The sequence below is a fragment of the Nocardia mangyaensis genome (assembly GCF_001886715.1).
GTDB classification, from domain to species: Bacteria; Actinomycetota; Actinomycetes; order Mycobacteriales; family Mycobacteriaceae; genus Nocardia; species Nocardia mangyaensis.
On record NZ_CP018082.1, the window covers coordinates 1247081 to 1263940 of the forward strand.

The 16860-nt window shown below is 68.8% G+C and carries 15 protein-coding genes; 11 read left to right on the forward strand and 4 right to left on the reverse strand.

All coding sequences use genetic code 11. From position 1 onward, the window contains the following. Window positions 1–39: 39 nt before the first annotated feature. A complete protein-coding gene (locus BOX37_RS05730) occupies window positions 40–435 on the forward strand; it encodes a nuclear transport factor 2 family protein (protein WP_071926726.1) in 396 nt (131 codons plus the stop codon). A gap of 31 nt (window positions 436–466) precedes the next feature. Here BOX37_RS05730 and BOX37_RS05735 read toward each other — a convergent pair whose 3' ends face one another. After that, a complete protein-coding gene (locus tag BOX37_RS05735) occupies window positions 467–1174 on the reverse strand; it encodes a TetR/AcrR family transcriptional regulator (RefSeq protein ID WP_071926727.1) in 708 nt (235 codons plus the stop codon). A 223-nt stretch (window positions 1175–1397) separates the two neighbouring features. On the opposite strand from BOX37_RS05735, the gene BOX37_RS05740 reads away from it, so the two are divergent. The 6 genes from BOX37_RS05740 (at window position 1398) to BOX37_RS05765 (ending at window position 8276) form a co-directional block, all read left to right on the forward strand. Then, a complete protein-coding gene (locus tag BOX37_RS05740; RefSeq protein ID WP_071931214.1) occupies window positions 1398–2324 on the forward strand; it encodes an alpha/beta fold hydrolase in 927 nt (308 codons plus the stop codon). 21 nt (window positions 2325–2345) lie between these two features. Next, window positions 2346–4124 (forward strand): N-acyl-D-amino-acid deacylase family protein, encoded by a 1779-nt coding sequence (locus BOX37_RS05745; RefSeq protein WP_071926728.1) that lies wholly within the window; start codon window positions 2346–2348, stop codon window positions 4122–4124. Further along, window positions 4121–5014, forward strand: a complete 894-nt coding sequence (locus tag BOX37_RS05750) for a metal-dependent hydrolase (RefSeq protein ID WP_071926729.1) — start codon at window positions 4121–4123, stop codon at window positions 5012–5014. The genes BOX37_RS05745 and BOX37_RS05750 overlap by 4 nt, the downstream gene beginning before the upstream one ends. After that, window positions 5011–6117 carry a PDR/VanB family oxidoreductase gene (locus BOX37_RS05755; RefSeq protein WP_071926730.1) on the forward strand — a complete coding sequence of 369 codons (1107 nt, stop codon included), beginning with the start codon at window positions 5011–5013 and terminating at the stop codon, window positions 6115–6117. The genes BOX37_RS05750 and BOX37_RS05755 overlap by 4 nt, the downstream gene beginning before the upstream one ends. A 514-nt stretch (window positions 6118–6631) precedes the next feature. Continuing rightward, window positions 6632–7606, forward strand: coding sequence for a DUF389 domain-containing protein (locus tag BOX37_RS05760; RefSeq protein WP_071926731.1), 975 nt, complete (start codon window positions 6632–6634; stop codon window positions 7604–7606). Between the two features lie 43 nt (window positions 7607–7649). Then, entirely contained in the window at window positions 7650–8276 is a 627-nt protein-coding gene (locus BOX37_RS05765) for an ABC-2 transporter permease (protein WP_071926732.1), read from the forward strand. A 47-nt stretch (window positions 8277–8323) separates the two neighbouring features. On the opposite strand, the gene BOX37_RS05770 is transcribed toward BOX37_RS05765, so the two are convergent. Together BOX37_RS05770 and BOX37_RS05775 are read right to left on the reverse strand one after the other, a co-directional pair. Next, on the reverse strand, window positions 8324–10711 hold the full coding sequence (locus tag BOX37_RS05770; RefSeq protein ID WP_071926733.1) for a beta-glucosidase family protein: 2388 nt from the start codon (window positions 10709–10711) through the stop codon (window positions 8324–8326). A gap of 97 nt (window positions 10712–10808) precedes the next feature. Continuing rightward, complete coding sequence (locus BOX37_RS05775) at window positions 10809–11492, reverse strand: cutinase family protein (RefSeq protein ID WP_071926734.1); 684 nt, start codon at window positions 11490–11492, stop codon at window positions 10809–10811. 202 nt (window positions 11493–11694) lie between these two features. Here BOX37_RS05775 and BOX37_RS05780 point away from each other — a divergent pair, with 202 nt between their 5' ends. From BOX37_RS05780 to BOX37_RS05795, 4 genes are all read left to right on the forward strand, one after another. Then, window positions 11695–13095 (forward strand): serine hydrolase domain-containing protein, encoded by a 1401-nt coding sequence (locus tag BOX37_RS05780; RefSeq protein ID WP_167659899.1) that lies wholly within the window; start codon window positions 11695–11697, stop codon window positions 13093–13095. A gap of 23 nt (window positions 13096–13118) precedes the next feature. Further along, window positions 13119–14390 (forward strand): APC family permease, encoded by a 1272-nt coding sequence (locus tag BOX37_RS05785; protein WP_071931215.1) that lies wholly within the window; start codon window positions 13119–13121, stop codon window positions 14388–14390. A 93-nt stretch (window positions 14391–14483) separates the two neighbouring features. Then, the gene (locus BOX37_RS05790; protein WP_071931216.1) at window positions 14484–15077 is read left to right on the forward strand and encodes a TetR/AcrR family transcriptional regulator; all 594 of its coding nucleotides are present in this window, start codon (window positions 14484–14486) and stop codon (window positions 15075–15077) included. Continuing rightward, complete coding sequence (locus BOX37_RS05795) at window positions 15074–16087, forward strand: TIGR03617 family F420-dependent LLM class oxidoreductase (RefSeq protein ID WP_071926736.1); 1014 nt, start codon at window positions 15074–15076, stop codon at window positions 16085–16087. The genes BOX37_RS05790 and BOX37_RS05795 overlap by 4 nt, the downstream gene beginning before the upstream one ends. A 91-nt stretch (window positions 16088–16178) precedes the next feature. On the opposite strand, the gene BOX37_RS05800 is transcribed toward BOX37_RS05795, so the two are convergent. Beyond that, a complete protein-coding gene (locus tag BOX37_RS05800) occupies window positions 16179–16655 on the reverse strand; it encodes a hypothetical protein (RefSeq protein ID WP_071926737.1) in 477 nt (158 codons plus the stop codon). Window positions 16656–16860: the final 205 nt, after the last annotated feature.

Here is a 16860-nt window from a genome sequence, read left to right on the forward strand (position 1 = left end):
CCAAGACCAGACGGCTCGATCCGGCCTACCGTCGGATTCATGACAACACGCCCCACTGCCGATCGATCGGTCGACGACCAGCTCGTGACGGTGCTCGACGAGTGGATGGCCGCGATCGTCGCCAACGACGCCGACCGGATCGGCGCGTTCATGGCCGACGAGTGGGTCATGGTCTCCGAGAACGGCCTCACCACCGCCGAGCGATTCCTTGGATTCGTCCGCTCGGGCGACCTCACCCACTCGGACATGCAACGGGTCGGCGACCCCAGAATCCGCCGACACGGCGAAGTCGTCCTGCTGACCACGCGGGCCACCAACACCGCCCACTACCAGGGCACTCGCTTCGACGCCGACGAATGGACCACCGACGCCTTCACCCGGATCGACGGCCGATGGCAATGCCTGCTGACCCAGATCACCGCGGCGAGGCCCTGAATCTGAGCGGACCGACCCGTGCGCCGGCCCGCTACTCGTGGGTCGTGGACGCGGCGGTGATGGTGGCGAGGGTCGCGGCCACGGACATGTCGGGCTTGGTGACGACGCCCTTCTCGCGCAGGAAGCCGTCGACCAGCTGGCAGACGGCATTCGTCGTGCGGTCGACGAAGATCTTCGTCGGCTGCGGTCGGGGCACGGGGTCGGTGTCGAGCCACAGGTCGGTGACGGCGACGACGAAACCGACGATGCCGCGGAGCAGGTGATCGATACCGTCGGTATCGATGGCGACCGAGGACAGGACGCTGCGACTGCGCTCGGCGAGGTCGTGCGAGAGGCGTCGGCCGATGTCGAGGGGCCGGGCCGAGGGGTCCGCACCCGATGAGCTCTGGGTGAGCACGAGAAACCGGAATACGTTCGGATGCGCGGCGATCACCTCGGCGTAGGCGCTGAGGAACCGGTGAATGGTCGCCTGCGGCGGCTGCATGATCAGCGACAGGTCCGGCGCGACCGCGGTGTAGATCTGCGCCACCAGCCAGTCCGACACGGCACCGTCGAGGTCGGATTTGTCGGTGAACATGCGGTACAGGCGTGGCTTGGCCACGCCCATCTCACCGGCCACCGCGCCCATGCTCATCTGCGGTCCGTCGCGGTCGATGCATCGCACCGCGCCCGCGACGACCTGTTCGCGAGTCAGCGTGCGCGCGGGGGACCGGCGGGTCCGCCCAGACGATGTGGTCACTGTTCTCCCTGATCCCGCGATGGCGCGTAGAGCCAGGATAACGGCGCCGCGCGCAGGCCCGGCGGGCGTGTGCCGGAGGGCGTCGAGGAATCGGGCCTGCGTGGTTGACAGCGGTGCGGTCGATCACGAAGATATTCGCAGTACTACCGGTATCAGTAAATAGTACTGCCGGTACTGTCGAAGGTGGACGGCGCATCGGCGCGCCGTGCTGGAAGGAATCTCGATGACGCGCGAAACCGGTCAGGTCGCCCCTCGGTCAGTGCCTGACCGAACGCACCGGGTGCACAACGGCGATATCTCGCTCGCGGTATACGAATTCGGTCCCGAAGACGGTGTACCGGTGGTACTGGTGCACGGCTGGCCCGACACCCACCACCTCTGGGACGGCGTCGTCCCGCTGCTCTCGGATCGGTACCGGGTGATCGCCTACGACACCCGCGGGTACGGAGAATCCAGCGCGCCGACTCCGGTGTCGGCCTACCAGCTCAGCCGCCTCGCGACCGACTTCTTCGCCGTGGTCGAGGCCGTCAGCCCCACCGAACCCGTACACGTCGTGGCCCACGACTGGGGGTCGGTCCAGGTCTGGGAAGCGGTGTGTGAACCCGGTGCGAGCCAGTACGTCGCGTCGTTCACCTCGATCTCGGGCCCGAATCTGGACCACCTGAGCACCTGGATGCGCCGCGGCGTGCGGTCGGGGACCCCGCGCGGGCTGTGGGGGACGCTCAGCCAGTGCCTGTCCTCGGCCTACACCACCTTTTTCATGCTGCCGGTCCTGCCCGGCCTGTTCTTCCGCCTCGTCGGCACTGAACGGGTGTGGAAACTGTTCCTGCGACTGGTCGAGGGCATTCCCGCCGAGCAGATCTCGCTGGCGCCCACCATCAAACAGGACATGATCTCGGGGCTGCGCTTCTACAAGGCCAACATCCTCGCGCGCATGTTCGGCCCTCGGGAACGGTTCACCACCGTGCCGGTGCAGTTGCTGGTCAACACCCGGGACATCGCCGTGCGCCCGGCCGGTTACGACGACACCGCGCGGTGGGCCGAGCGGGTCGTGCGCCACGACCTGCCACGCGGGCACTGGCTGCCCTACTCCGATCCCGCCGCGATCGCCGAGCACGCCGACGCGTTCATCCAGGCCCAGCCGAAGTAACGAAGAATGAGAGACGAACCCATGCTCGACTTCGACCTCGTCGTCACCGGCGGCACCTGGTTCGACGGCACCGGCGCCGCACCCGCCCAACGCCATATCGGGATTCGTGACGGCATCGTCGAAGCCGTCACCACCGCCGCACTGCCCATCGGTCCCGACACCGAGGTGATCGACGCGGCGGGCAAATGGGTGCTGCCCGGCTTCGTCGACGTGCACACCCACTACGACGCCGAGCTGCTGGTCAAACCGGAGCTCTCCGAGTCGCTGCGCCACGGCGTGACCACGGTCGTCGTCGGCAACTGCTCCCTGTCGACGGTCCTGGCCTCCAACGCCGATTGCGCTGATCTGTTCAGCCGGGTCGAAGCCGTGCCCCGTGCGGCGGTGCACGATGCCCTCGACGCACGACGCACCTGGTCGAGCCCCGGCGAGTACGCCAAGGCGCTCGACGCGTTGCCGCTGGGCCCCAATGTCGCCGCCTTCCTCGGCCACTCCGATCTGCGGACCCATGTCCTGGGGCTCGGGCGCGCGGTCACCCGCGACACCACACCGACCGCGGCCGAGATCACGCAGATGACCACGCTGCTCGACGAGGCGATCGACGAGGGCTTCCTCGGGCTGTCGTCGATGTCGAACCCGCTCGACAAGATCGATGGCACCGAATACCGGTCGCGCTCACTGCCCTCGACCTACACCCGCGGCAAGGAAGTGCGCGCGCTCAACCGAGTGCTGCGCAGGCGGGGCCGCATTCTGCAGAGCGCGCCGACGGTGAGCCTGCGGCCCAACATCGCCAAATTCTTCCTCGCCAGCTCCGGGATCGGCCGTCGCGCACTGCGCACGTCGCTGCTGTCGGCCGCCGACTCCAAGGCGTACCCGCCCCTGGTGTGGTTCATGCTCTACGCCGCCCCGCTGCTGAATCGGTTCGCCCGCACCGATTTCCGCTGGCAGCATCTGCCGGTGCCGTTCACCGTGTACGCCGACGGCATCGATCTGGTCGTGTTCGAGGAGTTCGGCGCCGGGGCGGCGGCATTGCACCTCAAAGACCAGGTCGAACGCAATGAGCTGCTGCGGAGCGAGGACTATCGCCGCTGGTTCCGCAAGCAGTACGACAACAAGTTCACCCCGCGCATCTGGCACCGCGATTTCTTCGATGCCGAGATCGTCGCCTGCCCTGACGAATCGGTCGTCGGGAAGTCCATCGGGCAGGTCGGCAAGGACAGGGGCCTGCATCCCGTCGACGCCTACCTCGACCTGGTCGTCGAGTACGGCGCCGCGCTGCGCTGGCGCACCACCATCGCCAACGACCGGCCCGGCTACCTGAACAAGCTCGCCGCCAACCCGGGTGTGCAGATGGGATTCGGGGACGCGGGCGCGCACCTGCGCAACATGGCCTTCTACAACTTCGGGCTGCGCCTACTCGAACGTGTGCTGCGCGCGCAGGAAGCCGGCACACCGTTCCTGAGCGTCGAGCGCGCGATCCATCGCCTCACCGGGGAACTCGCCGACTGGTACCAACTCGACGCGGGCCACCTGCGCGAAGGGGACCGTGCCGACCTGGTGGTCATCGATCCCGCCGGACTCGACGACGAGGTGCACCGGCTGCGGGAAGCGCCGCTGCCGGAATTCGGGCTCGACCGGATGGTCAACCGCAACGACCGGGCGGTCGTCGCCACCGTGGTCAATGGTCGCCGGGTGTTCGGTGCCGGTGAAGTCACCCCGGGTGTCGGGGCGCGCTGGGGGAGTGGCCGGTTCTTGCGCGCGGGGCGCAACCGCCGCGCTCGCCTCGCGCGGGAGGCACGATGAAGCGCCCGTTCCGCCGGGCAGTCGCCCCGGCGCCCGATGTCGCCCTGCAAGCGCGCAATGTGGCGTTCGACTGGACCGACGCGCCGCTGCACTGGATGCCGTCGGAACCGATCGCCTCCCATGTCGTCAATTCGCTGAATCTCCTGCTGCCAGAAGGTGAGCGGATGTTCTGCGCCGCCTATCGGGACGCCCTGCCCTACGTGCGGGACGCGAAGGTCCGCGAGGCCATGCTCGGCTTCATCGGCCAGGAATCGATGCACGCCGAAACCCATGCCAAGGTGCTCGACCAGGTCTTGGCGGCGCACCACATCGACACCGCGCCCTACACCCGCCAGATGGAGTACGTCTTCCGCAACTCCCTCGGTGCGCGCGAACTGGGCCCACGCGAAACGCAGACGCGCCTGGTCGAACGGTTGACCTTCATCGCCAGCCTCGAGCACTTCTTCGCCTGGCTCGGTGACTGGATTCTCAACGCCGATCTGGAAAGACACGCTGCCGAACCACGGGTGCTCGATCTGTTCCGCTGGCACGGCGCCGAAGAGGTCGAACATCGCAGCGTCGCCCATGATGTGGCGGTCTATTTCGGTGCGGGCTATGTGCGGCGCGCGGGAATGATGCTCATGGTCATTCCGATTCTGGTGAGCCTGATCTTGCGCGGCACCAAATTCCTGGTCAACCAGGACCCGGCGTTGCCGACCATGGGCTACCCCACGCTGATCCGCAAGATCCTGGGCGCGATGTGGCGTGGCGCGCTACCGGGTATCCCAGCCCTGCTGGTGAGTGCGTTGTCCACCTTCAACCCGCGCTACGACCCGGCCAGGGTCGGTTCGACCGAACAGGCGATCGCCTACCTGGCCAAGTCGCCGGCAGCCAGGGCGGCGGGGCAGTGAGCAGGCACCTGGTCCCCACGGTGATCCCGCCGGACCTGTACGGCAAGCACGACCACGACCCGACCACCCGGGTGCTCGACGCTGTCGCCAACCTGCGGGTGCGCTGGTCGACCTTGATCAACCGCCGTCCGATCGCGACCAGGTCCGACGATGCCCGGTTCCCGGTGGTCGTCACCGACCGGGCGCTGGTGGCCGAGGACCAGGCCGTGATCACCCTGGGGCTGCGCGCCCCCGATGGCCGTCCGTTGCCCCGCTGGGCACCGGGCGCGCACGTCGACATCGAACTTCCCTCGGGTCGCTTGCGGCAGTACTCGCTGTGCGGGGACCCGGCCCAGGTCGCGGAGTACCGCATCGCGGTGCGCCGCATCCCGCACGGGGGCGGCGGGTCCATCGAGGTCCATGACGAGCTGCCGGTCGGCACCGAAGTGGTGTTGCGCGGACCACGCAACGCCTTCCCGTTCGCCCCGCCCGGACACGGCTCACCGGCGAAACGCCTGCACTTCGTCGCGGGCGGAATCGGCGTCACCCCGATTCTCGCGATGGCCCGCGCCGCCGATCGCCTCGGTATCGCCTGGACCCTGGTCTATTGCGGGCGCAGCCGCGACACCCTGCCGTTCCTCGACGAACTCGACGAACTCACCGGACGCGTGCTCGTCCGAACCGACGACGAGCACGGAATACCCGGTGCGGCAGATCTTCTCGACGGCGTCGACCAAGACACGGCGATCTACTGTTGCGGGCCGACCCCGATGACGGCCACCATCGCCGCGGCCGTGCGCACGATGCCCGGTGTCGAGTTCCATTCCGAGCGGTTCTCGCCCGCGCCGGTCATCGACGGCACGGCCTTCGAGGTGGCGTTGGCGGGCACCGGTGAGATCATCGCCGTCGACGCCGACCAGACCATGCTCGACGCACTGCTCGCGGTGCGCCCCGACCAGCCCTACTCGTGTCGTCAGGGGTTCTGCCGCACCTGTGTGGTCCGCGTGCTCGACGGGACACCCGAGCACCGGGAGACTGTGCTGACACCCGAGGAACACGCGGCCGGGACGATGCTGGCGTGCGTCTCACGATGCGCGGGCGGTCGACTCACCCTCGACCTGTGATCCCCGACGCGGCTCCATCGGGTGCGCCGAAGAAGGGCCCACACAGAACAGTCCCCGGTAGTCTCCATCGACTCCATGAGCCTCAGTCGTCGCTGAGTACTCCGGTATTCGACTGGCTTGCCGGGGGCTTGGCCAGATCCTGAAGAAATGTCACGGGAGGCGATCGACGTCTCGGTCGACAGCGTGGCACTTTTTCGGTGTTCCGGTGTCCATCCAGTCTTCTCCGGATTTGCGATCTGTCAATACCCGCGGCCAAGTATTTCGCAACTCAGCGACACGCACCCGGACTTCGCCATCGTGCCCCCTGAGTCCTGGTTTGCCGCGCGGCGAAGGAGTTCGGCATGCGTAGCGGTAGCCCCGCCTCCGGGCTGCCGCCGGTGTCAGTCCGATGCAGGGCATGGACGCGAGGACGGCCGGGCAGTTCTTCGGCGGGCCGCGGTGGGGAAGGGACAGCGTGCCGAATTCACCTGCAACGGATGATCCACCCGTCCGTTTTCGCGGCTAGTTTGCACCCATGACCGCGTATCTGGTGCCCGCCGACCAGCGGCGAACGCTCGACGAGCTCACCGACAAGCTGGATCTCTCGGTTGGTTCGGTCACCTCGAAACGGTCGGCGTTCTGGATCATGTTGGTGCTCTCGGCCGTGATCGCGATCTCCGGCGTGATCGGTGACTCCACCGCCACGGTGATCGGCGCGATGATCGTGGCGCCGCTCTCGGTGCCGATCCTCGGGGTCGCGCTGGGTGTGGTGACCGGCCGGGGAGCGCTGGTGGCGCGCAGTCTGCTGCTGGTGGGGTGCAGCGTCCTGGTGGTCGTCGCGCTGGGATTCCTCTTCGCGCAGCTGCTCCCCAATCCGGTCAACGTGCTGTCGAACGCGCAGGTGCTCGGTCGCACCTCGCCGAAGCTGATGGACCTGACCGCCGCGCTGGCGACCGGCCTGGTCGCGGCGGTCGCGATCACCCGCCGCGATGTCGGTGACGTGCTGCCCGGCGTGGCGATCGCGATCTCGCTGGTGCCACCGTTGGGGGTGGTCGGCGTGTGCCTGGGTTCGCAGGCGCCCGCGCTCGCGCTCGGTGCGTTCGTCCTGTTCGCCTGCAATGTCGTGGCGATGATCCTCACCGCCACGATCGTGCTGGTCGTCGCGGGCTACGCCGTCGACGCCGAAGCGCCGTCCGGGCGTCGGGGCAAGGCCTACCTCGTGCTGGGGGCGGCGCTGGTGCTGGTCGCCGTGCCGATGGTGATCAACTCGCTGTCGACGCTGTGGGCCGGACAGATCGCCGACGCGACCCGCGACTGGCTGGGTGACGCGCCGGGCGCTCAGGTCGTCGGCGTCACGCTGCACAGCGATACCGCGACCGTCTCGATCCTGGGCCCCGAACAACTCCCACCGGTCGACGAGCTCCAGCGGGCGGTGGACGACCTCGTGCCGTGGAACCCGAACGTCGTCATCGTCCACACCGTCGGCGCGCGGCTGCAACAGGGCCGATGACAGATCTCACCCAGCTCACCGGGCTGGGCCGAAAGGAGCGCACATGAACGGCATCATCGTGGCCCTGGTCGGGGCGCTGCTGTGTTTCTACGGTGTGCGGTCGGTGCACCTGGGGATCCTGGCGATCGGCTTCGGTCTGGGCTGGCTGATCGCCGACCTGTTCAACGCCTCGTTCTGGTGGCTGCTGCTGATCGCGCTGATCGGCGCGGTGTCCTCGTGGGTGGTGACCTCGCTGATCTTCCGGTTCGCGTCCTACTTCATCGGCGGGCTCACCGGCGCGATGATCGGCACGAAACTGGCCACCGTGCTCCAGCCCGGCGACAAGAACTGGGCGCTGAGCATGATCGTCGCCCTCGCCGTCTGCGTGGCGGGCGCGTTCCTCGCCCAGAAGTTCCGTGCCCGCGCGCTGCTGTGGCTCACCTCGATCGGCGGCGCCAGCATGGTCCTCACCGGTGTTGCCGGGATGAACGACTCCCTCACCTTCCTGCGCTCGCCCGAACCCGGGTGGCAGCAGGTCACGGCCACCCTGGCCTGGATCGGACTGTCGGTCCTCGGCTGGATCACCCAGCGTCACCTGTTCGCCGAGCGGCTGGGCATCGAACACCTCGCCGGCGATGACGACGACAAGATCGATCAGCGCCGCCGCAACGGCGGCTGGCCGACCAGGTAGGCCGTCCGAGCTCCGCTCCACACTCGGGTGGTGCGGAGCGGGGCCGATCAGCGTGAGATGTGCGCGGTGTGGGGGAGATCGGTGACCGAGGTGCCCACGTGCACGGTGAACTCGCCAGGTTCGGTTTCCCAGCCGGTGGGCCCCCAGTGCTGGAAGGCGCGGTCGAGCAGGGGGATCGAGACGGTGGCGGTGTCGCCGGGGGCCAGGGTGACGGTGGTGAATCCAGCCAGCCAGCGGACCGGGCGATCCACCGCGCTGTCGGGCCGGGACAGGTAGACCTGGATGACCTGCTTGCCTTCGCGATCGCCGGTGTTGGTGACCGTGATCGAGGCGGCGCGGTCGTCGATGACGAGATCGTCGGTGGACCAGGTCGTGTAGCCGAGGCCGTGGCCGAAGGGATAGGCGGGTTCGGTGCCTGCCCGCAGCCACGCGCGGTAGCCGATGTGGATGCCTTCGGTGTAGTCGAGGGCGCCGTCGACCGGAGTGGTGTTCAGGACCGGTACCTCGGCCATGGTCTTGGGCCAGGTGGTCGGCAGGCGGCCGCCGGGTTCGGCGGTGCCGGTGAGCACGTCGGCCAGGGCCGCGCCGAACTCCTGGCCGGGGAACCAGGCCAGCAGCACCGCGGCGACCTCGTCGCGCCACGGCATCTCCACCGGCGCGCCGGAATTCACCACCACGACGGTGCGCGGGTTCACCGCAGCGACCGCGGCGACGAGCTGGTCCTGACGGCCGGGCAGGCGCAGGGACGTGCGGTCGACACCCTCGCTCTCGATCTGCTCGGTGGTGCCGACCACGACCACGGCGACCTCCGCCGCGCGCGCCAGCTCGACCGCGGCGGTGAATTCCTCGTCGTCGTCGCGTTGCGGACGGCGGATGCCCAGGGTCGCGCCGAGAATGATGCCGAGGCCGGGCATGGCCTCCCCGATGCCGGTCACCAGTCGCACGTCGACCTCCTCGCCGACAGCGAGCGTGCGGGTGACGTGACGCTGGGGCGGGTTGAGCAGCGCCGCCGCCGGATCGCCGGAATCGAGGGCGACGTTCTCGTCGAGGGCGTTCTCGCCGTCGATGTCGAGGCGGATGTGGCCGACGCCGCCGAACCCGATCTGCCACTCACCGGCCGTGTCGGCCCGCAAGCGGGTGTGCATCTCGATGGTGTTCGACTGTGCGGCAAGCGGTTCGCCGAGCAGCACGAGGCGGCTCGTGGCGCGGTGCTGGGTGCCGAGCACGGCGTCGTCTTTCAGGTACCGCGCCGACAGTCCCGGTTCGCCGGTCTCGGGATCGGTCATGAGCGACAGCGGGGCCGGGATCAGGTCCTCGGACAGGTGGACCCCGGCGGTGTGGGTCAGCGGGAGCCGACCGGTCAGACCTGCCACCGGGGTGGTGGTGTGGCCGGGGATCACGGTCGCGCTGCCGCCGCCGAGAAAGCGGGGATCGCCCGCCGACGGGCCGAGCAAGGCGATGGTCGTGTCCGGCGCGAGGGGCAGGACACCGTCGTTGCGGACGAGCACCATCGCCTGCGCGGCGACCCGGCGGACCAGATCCTGAGCCTGCTCATCGCTGAAAGTCGGGGTGGGCTGGGGCTTGCCGTCCAGCGCGCCGACGCGCTGGGCGAAGCGCAGGATCCGGCGCACCTTGTCGTCGATGGCCGACTCGGGGATCTCGCCCGCGCGGATGGCGGTGGCCAGCGGCTCACCCCACAGATACGGCGGACCGGGCATGCACAGGTCGGTGCCCTCGGCCGCGCTCGCGGTGGTCCGCACGGCGGTCCAGTCCGAGACCACGACGCCGTCGAATCCCCAAGTGCCCTTGAGCGGTTCGTCGAGCAGCGGGTTCTCGGTCATGGTGGTGCCGTTGACCGCGTTGTAGGCATCCATGATCATCCAGGCGCCCGCCTCGACGGTCCGTTCGAACGGGTAGAGGTAGAGCTCGCGCAACGCGCGCTCGTCCACGCGGACGTCGACGGTGAAGCGGTCGGTCTCGGAATCATTGGCCACGTAGTGCTTCGGGCACGCGCTGACCCCGTGCGCCTGCACGGCCCGCACGTAAGCATCGGCCATTTCGGCGGTGAGCAGCGGATCCTCGGAGAAGCACTCGAAATGCCTGCCGCCGAGTGGGGATCGGTGCAGGTTGATCGTCGGGCCGAGCACCGCGTAGACGTCCTTGCGGCGGGCCTCGGCGGCGATCAGCGCGCCGATCTCGGTGAGCAGTTCCGGGTTCCAGGTCGCGGCGACCGCGGTGCCCGAGGGCAGGCTCACCGACGGATCGCGCTCGTCCCAGTTCTCGCCACGCACGCCGGAGGGGCCGTCCGAGACCGGCATCTCGGCGAGCCCGATCCCGGGGTCACCGGCCATCCGGAACAGGCTCGCGCCGGAGATCAGCCGCAGCTTGCCGTCCAGATCCAGCTGGGCGAGGAGTCGCTCGATGTGGTCGTCCATGAAGAAGGCAGCCTTTCGTCGTCAGCGGGTGGCGTCGCCGCGGGGGTCGCCGGCTCGTCGAACTGGCCGGATCGCTCCCCCCTTCCGAGCAGGGAAGTCAGAGTCGACCGGCGACGAACTGGGCCGCGGCGACGGCGTGCCAGGCGTAGTGGAGGTGGACGTTCCAGTCGGTGCCACCGGGGTCGCACACGGGATCGTTGGTGTTGCAGACATCGTAGGTGCGATCGGCATAGGGGCCGGTGATCGTCTTGCCGATGCCGCGAATCGGGTTGCCGAACAACAACACCGCGGTGATCCGCGGCTGCAGGTGTGCCGGCAGTGTCGCGGTGATCGGTCCGCCGACCCGGGCGCCCTCGCTGCTGACGCCGAGGGCATTGGCCACCACGTTGGCGCCCTGGGAGTACCCGACCAGGACGAAGCGCTGGTGCGGGCAGGCCTGCGCTTGGCGCACGAGGTGTTCGACCAGGTCTCGGTTACCCGCCTGTACCGACGCGGGCTGGTTCCGGCTCGCGGGATAGTTCACCCGGTACGCGTCCGTCGGCCCCGGCAGCACCGCGTCGAGCACCGCGTACACCGGGTTCCCGACGAGGGCGCCGAGGTTGCGTCCGCCCAGCCAACCGTCGGGTTCGTCGGTACCGCGAGCCGAAACCACCTGGACATCGGCGCATCCCGCCGCGGACGCGGTTCCGGCACCGAGCACCGTGCCGGTCGCGGCGCCCACGGTCAGGGCGAGGGAAACGGCGGCCCACACCGCAGGTCTGCGGATTCGTGAAAGCCTCATGGGGAAAAAGTAGTTCGGTCCGACCGCTTTTCCGTGGATCCGCAACTGTGTGTTGTCGGTCTGTGCAGATGCGGTTCACTCCTTGGGGTGATGACAGCGGGCAGGGGTCACCCGCAGACTTCGAGTCCGATGTGGTCACGGCGAGGGAGAAATGATGGCGAGAGCTGACGGGAGGGGTGTTCTCCGAGCCCTCGGAGTGGTCGTGGTAGTCCTGCTGTGCTGGGGCGCGCCTGCCGCTGTCGCGAACGCCGACGCCGACGACCCGGCACGCGCGGCCGTGGCGGCCTTGCGAGCGCAACTGCACCGGATCGGAAGTCCGGCCGCCGCCTATGCGGTGCTCGACGGCGACACGGTCGTCACCGGCGCATCGGGTGACGCCGATCAGGACACGCCTTTCGTCATCGGTTCGCTGAGCAAGTCGTTCACCGCGGTGGGGGTGATGCGCGCTGTGGACGCCGGACTCGTCGATCTGGACGGGCCGGTCACGACGTACCTGCCCGAGTTCACCACCGCCTCGAGCTCCGAGATCACCGTCGCCCAGCTGCTGCATCACACCAGCGGCCTGAGCACCGCGGACGGAATCAGAGACCTGCTCGAGCCGGAGCGAACCCTCGCCCAGCGGGTCGCGCTGGCCCGCGACTTCGCACCGACGGCACCGCCGGGGGAGAGATTCCAGTACTCCAACATCAACTACGCGATCCTCGGATTGCTGCTCGAGCAGGTCTCGGGAAAGACCTTCGCCGACTACCTCCGTGAGGAAGTGGTCATTCCCCTCGGCCTTTCGCGCACGATCCTCGACGCCGAGACCGCACGCGATCTGATTCCCGGCACCGTCCCGTTCTTCGGCTTCGCGATGCCACGACCGGAGAGCGAATTTCCCGGCGCCCTGGCCGACGGCTACATCATCTCGACAGCCCGAGACCTGCTGACGTACGCGAAATTCCATCTGAGCGACGGTCGGGGAGTCCTGTCACCGGAGTCCATGGCAGCCCTGCACGAGCCCGGAATCCGTCTGCCCGGAGATCCCGATCCTGGCTCGACCGGCTATGCGATGGGTTGGTACACCGGCGAATCCGAGTCCCACCTCGTCCTCCACCACGAGGGCGACAACTTCGGCTATCGCACCGACATCGCCCTCTATCCCGATCTCGGCCACGCGATCGTCGTGACGATGGCACGCAATGGCGCGGTGTCGATGGTCGACACCCCGATCAGCGCGGCTCGGCCGGCGCTCGCGGGTGGTCAGCCCCGGCCGAGCAGCGCCTATACGGTGGCCACCGCGCTCGTCATCGCGCTGGCCGCCGCGCTGATCGTCACGATCGCGTGGACAGTCCTGTCCTACCGCCGTCGCACCCGAACCCGACGACCACCGAGCCGCACCCTCGCACTGTCGCTCATCCTGACCGGACCGGTACTCGGCGTAGCAGCGCTCATATCGGCACTCCTGCTGGTCGGCGGACGAGCATCCGCACTGCCCCTCGCCTGGCTCAGCGCACCCGACGTGACTGTGCTGTTGATCGCCTGGCCCGTGGTCCTGACCGTCGCCGGGGCAGCGACTGCGGCCCAACGTCGTACCCTTGGCCCGCAGGACGGAATGACCTGAATCCCGTGGAACGAAAGACGAACGTGAACTCGAATCGGCCGCCGGGGACACCCGATGAACTGCGTCGAAGCTTGGGGCTCACCGATGCGGTCGTGATCGGGCTCGGTGCGATGATCGGGGCGGGGATCTTCGCGGCCCTGGCTCCTGCGGCACAGGCGGCGGGGTCGGGACTGTCGATCGGGCTCGCCGTGGCGGCCGTCGTGGCCTACTGCAATGCCACGTCGTCGGCGCGGTTGGCCGCCCGGTATCCCGCGTCGGGCGGCACGTACGTGTACGGCAGAGAACGCCTCGGCGAGTTCTGGGGGTATCTGGCGGGATGGTGCTTCGTGATCGGCAAGACCGCGTCGTGCGCGGCGATGGCGTTGACCGTCGGCGCTTACGCGTGGCCCGAGTATTCCCGCGCGGTCGCGGTGGCCGTGGTGGTCGCGCTGACGGCGGTGAACTATCGCGGGATCCAGAAGTCGGCGTTGCTGACCCGGGTCATCGTCGCGACGGTGCTGGCTGTGCTCACCGGGGTGGTCGTCGCGGCGGTCACCTCCGGAACCGCCGATGTCGCTCGACTGGAGTTCGGTTCCGATGTCACGGTGACCGGTGTGTTGCAGGCTGCCGGGTTGTTGTTCTTCGCCTTCGCCGGTTACGCGCGCATCGCCACCCTCGGTGAGGAAGTGCGCGACCCGGCGCGCACCATCCGCCGGGCGATTCCGATGGCGCTCGGCATCACCGTGCTGGTGTACGCGGCGGTCGTGATCGCGGCGCTGATGGTGCTCGGGGCGCGGGGATTGTCGGAGGCGACTGCTCCGCTGACGGAGGTTGTCCGTGCGGCGGGTGTCGGGTGGCTGGAACCGGCGGTGCGCGTCGGTGCCGTCGTGGCCGCCGTGGGCTCGCTGCTGGCCTTGATTCTCGGTGTCTCCCGCACGACCTTGGCGATGGCCCGCGACCGCCATTTACCCCATGCCCTGGCGGCGGTCCACCCCCGATTCGCGGTACCGCACCGTGCCGAGATCACGGTTGGCGTCATCGTCGCCGTTGCCGCCGCGGTCGCCGACCTCCGGGCCGCGATCGGATTCTCCTCCTTCGGCGTGCTGCTCTATTACGCCGTCGCCAACGCCTCCGCCTGGACTCTCACCCCGGCCGAAGGTCGACCCGCACGGGTAATCCCGGCCTTCGGGCTGTTCGGATGCCTCGTCCTCGCCTGCACGCTCCCGATGACGTCGGTGCTCGCCGGATCAGCCGTCGTCCTGATCGGTGCGGCGATCTACTTCGCCCGCCGCCGACACCGTGTCTCCGCGTCATGATCAGCACTGGTCCCGCTCGAATCCGCGCCGCGACCGCGAGAACCACGGCGGTGGGGGTCGCGACCGAATAACATTACAGACTACTATGTAATGATGACCTCGGAGACGTCGCCGCGCCCCGGTCGGCCGCGTGATGCCGACAAGGACCTCGCCGTGCTCATCGCGGCACGGCAATTGCTGGCCGAAGTGGGATACCCGCAGACCACGATCGTGGCGATCGCCAAGCGCGCCGGGGTGAACTCGCCGGCGATCTATCGCCGCTGGCCCACCCGGCAAGCGCTGCTGGAGGAGGCCATCCACGGCCCCGGCGCGTACGCGCCCCCGGAGCCGACCGGCGACCTCCGCGCCGACCTGGCGACCTGGGTGCGCATCTTCCTCGCGCGTGCGGACAGTCCCGCGGCGCGGGCCGGGGTGCCCGGACTGCTGGCCGATTCGCAGACCGAGGAGGCGCGTCGGCGACTGCTCGCGATCGGGGCGCCGATCCGCAAGGCGTTCGCCGAGCTGCTCGGGGGCGCGGTCGACGACGGCCGGATCCCGCCGGGTGCCGATCCCGAGGTCGTCTTCGAAATTCTCGCGGGGACAACGACATTCCACGCCCTCTCGCGTGGTGGCGAGGAACCCGAGTGGTTCGTCTCGAACCTGGCGGACGCGCTGCACGTCCTCGTCTCGGCGGGAGCGGATCGATGAAGGTCGACCTCCAGCTCGACGGCCGCCCCGACGAAGCCGCTTCGCGCGCAGCCGAATTGATCGCCTGCGGCGCCGACGGCCTGTTCACCTTCGAGGGCCCCCATGATGTCTTCACGCCGCTGACCGTGGTGTCGACCGGTGCCGAACCCGTCGACCTGATGACCAATGTCGCCATCGCCCTGCCCCGCAGTCCGATGCACCTCGCGCACGCGGCCTACGATCTGCACCTGCTCAGCCGTGGCCGGTTCCGGCTGGGGCTCGGTTCGCAGACCCGTGTGCACATCGAGAAGCGCTACGGCGGTGCGTGGTCGCGGCCCGCGGCGCGGATGCGGGAAGTGGTGCTGGCGGTCAAGGCGGTCCTCGGGTCCTGGCAGACCGGCACCCCGCTGCGCTTCGAGGGCGAATTCACCCGACACACCCTGATGCCGCCGACCTTCGTTCCCGGCCCCAATCCCTATGGGGTGCCGGAAGTCTGCCTCGGCGCACTGGGTCCGATCATGACCAGGACCGCGGCCGAGGTCGCCGACGGGCTGCTGGTCATGCCGTTCAACAGTGCCCGGCATTTCGCCGAGCGCACCCGGCCCGCCATCGAGGAAGGACTCGCCCGCGCCGGTCGCGATGCCGCGCAGTTGGCGATCTATCCGCAGGTGATCGTCGCGATGGGCCGGACCCCGAGTGAACTGGAGGCTGCCGCCGTCGGCGCTCGGCGGTTGCTCGCCTTCTACGGATCGACGCCCGCCTACCGGCCGGTCCTCGACGTCGAGGGCTGGGGTGATCTGCAACCGGAACTGAACGCGCTGTCCAAACGCGGCCAGGTCACCGCCATGACCGAGCTGATCGATCAGCGGATGCTCGAGACGATCGCCGTCCACGGCACACCGGAAGAATGCGCCGCGGCCATCGTGGCGCGCTTCGGCGCGGTCGCCGACCGGATCTGCTGCTACTTCCCGGGCTACGCCGTCGACACCGCGCACATCAGGGACCTGGTCCTCGAATTGCAGACCGCGTGAGCGGCGTGCGGGTCGACCTCGCCGACGGCGCCGCGGTGGTGAGACTGGATCGCCCGGAACGCCGTCACTGCTGACCGGGACGGCCCCGGCCTCACCGGTCGACCGGAGTCGAACCTCCTGGTTTGCCGGATCGGTCTTTGAGCCACTGAGTGATGCGCGAAACTCGCTGCGGCGCGAAGACAGCGAGAAGAATCAGCGCGAAGGGAAACCCGAACATGGCGCTGGGAAGCAGCCACACGAGATCCTCCGCCGCCCGGACGGCGCTGTGATGGACATGCGGCTCAGCGCCGATCTCGATCAACCGCGGCCGCGCGGTGACGGTATCGCCCGCGTCCACCCCGTAGAGCCGAACAGTCCGGCCGTCGGTCTCCACCAGTCCTTCCCCAGCCCTGCCGTCGCGACCGAAGCTGGAACCCATCGACCCTTTGGTCACCTCGACCCGCATGGTTTCCCCATAGCCGAGCCAGTAGGCGACCGCATTGACCGGCTGGGCCAGCGAGAACAGCGTCGCGGCACCGAGGCAGAGGCCGACGAGGCCGAACAATAGTCCCCAGCCGATGCGCGCCATGATCCCCACCCTGTCGGAAAGATTGAGTACAACCCCGATGTTTCGGGCTGTCCTCGCTCAACAGACACCCGGCGCACCGCCCATGACGATGCAGCAGAGACCGTCGGCATCGCAACTCGAGTCGACGGTTGCCTGGCCGGGTGCGGCTGGCCAACACCCTCGCCTGCCGGTGAGGCCGGTGTCGGTGAATTCGACGGACCCTGGC

Excerpts from the sequence above, each read along its gene's own strand:
- BOX37_RS05745 (WP_071926728.1), top strand. The coding sequence starts at position 2,346 with ATGCTCGACTTCGACCTCGTCGTCACCGGCGGCACCTGGTTCGACGGC.
- BOX37_RS05760 (WP_071926731.1), top strand. The coding sequence starts at position 6,632 with ATGACCGCGTATCTGGTGCCCGCCGACCAGCGGCGAACGCTCGACGAG.
- BOX37_RS05775 (WP_071926734.1), bottom strand. The coding sequence starts at position 11,492 with ATGAGGCTTTCACGAATCCGCAGACCTGCGGTGTGGGCCGCCGTTTCC.
- BOX37_RS05795 (WP_071926736.1), top strand. The coding sequence starts at position 15,074 with ATGAAGGTCGACCTCCAGCTCGACGGCCGCCCCGACGAAGCCGCTTCG.
- BOX37_RS05770 (WP_071926733.1), bottom strand. The coding sequence starts at position 10,711 with ATGGACGACCACATCGAGCGACTCCTCGCCCAGCTGGATCTGGACGGC.
- BOX37_RS05765 (WP_071926732.1), top strand. The coding sequence starts at position 7,650 with ATGAACGGCATCATCGTGGCCCTGGTCGGGGCGCTGCTGTGTTTCTAC.
- BOX37_RS05740 (WP_071931214.1), top strand. The coding sequence starts at position 1,398 with ATGACGCGCGAAACCGGTCAGGTCGCCCCTCGGTCAGTGCCTGACCGA.
- BOX37_RS05800 (WP_071926737.1), bottom strand. The coding sequence starts at position 16,655 with ATGGCGCGCATCGGCTGGGGACTATTGTTCGGCCTCGTCGGCCTCTGC.
- BOX37_RS05790 (WP_071931216.1), top strand. The coding sequence starts at position 14,484 with ATGACCTCGGAGACGTCGCCGCGCCCCGGTCGGCCGCGTGATGCCGAC.
- BOX37_RS05750 (WP_071926729.1), top strand. The coding sequence starts at position 4,121 with ATGAAGCGCCCGTTCCGCCGGGCAGTCGCCCCGGCGCCCGATGTCGCC.
- BOX37_RS05730 (WP_071926726.1), top strand. The coding sequence starts at position 40 with ATGACAACACGCCCCACTGCCGATCGATCGGTCGACGACCAGCTCGTG.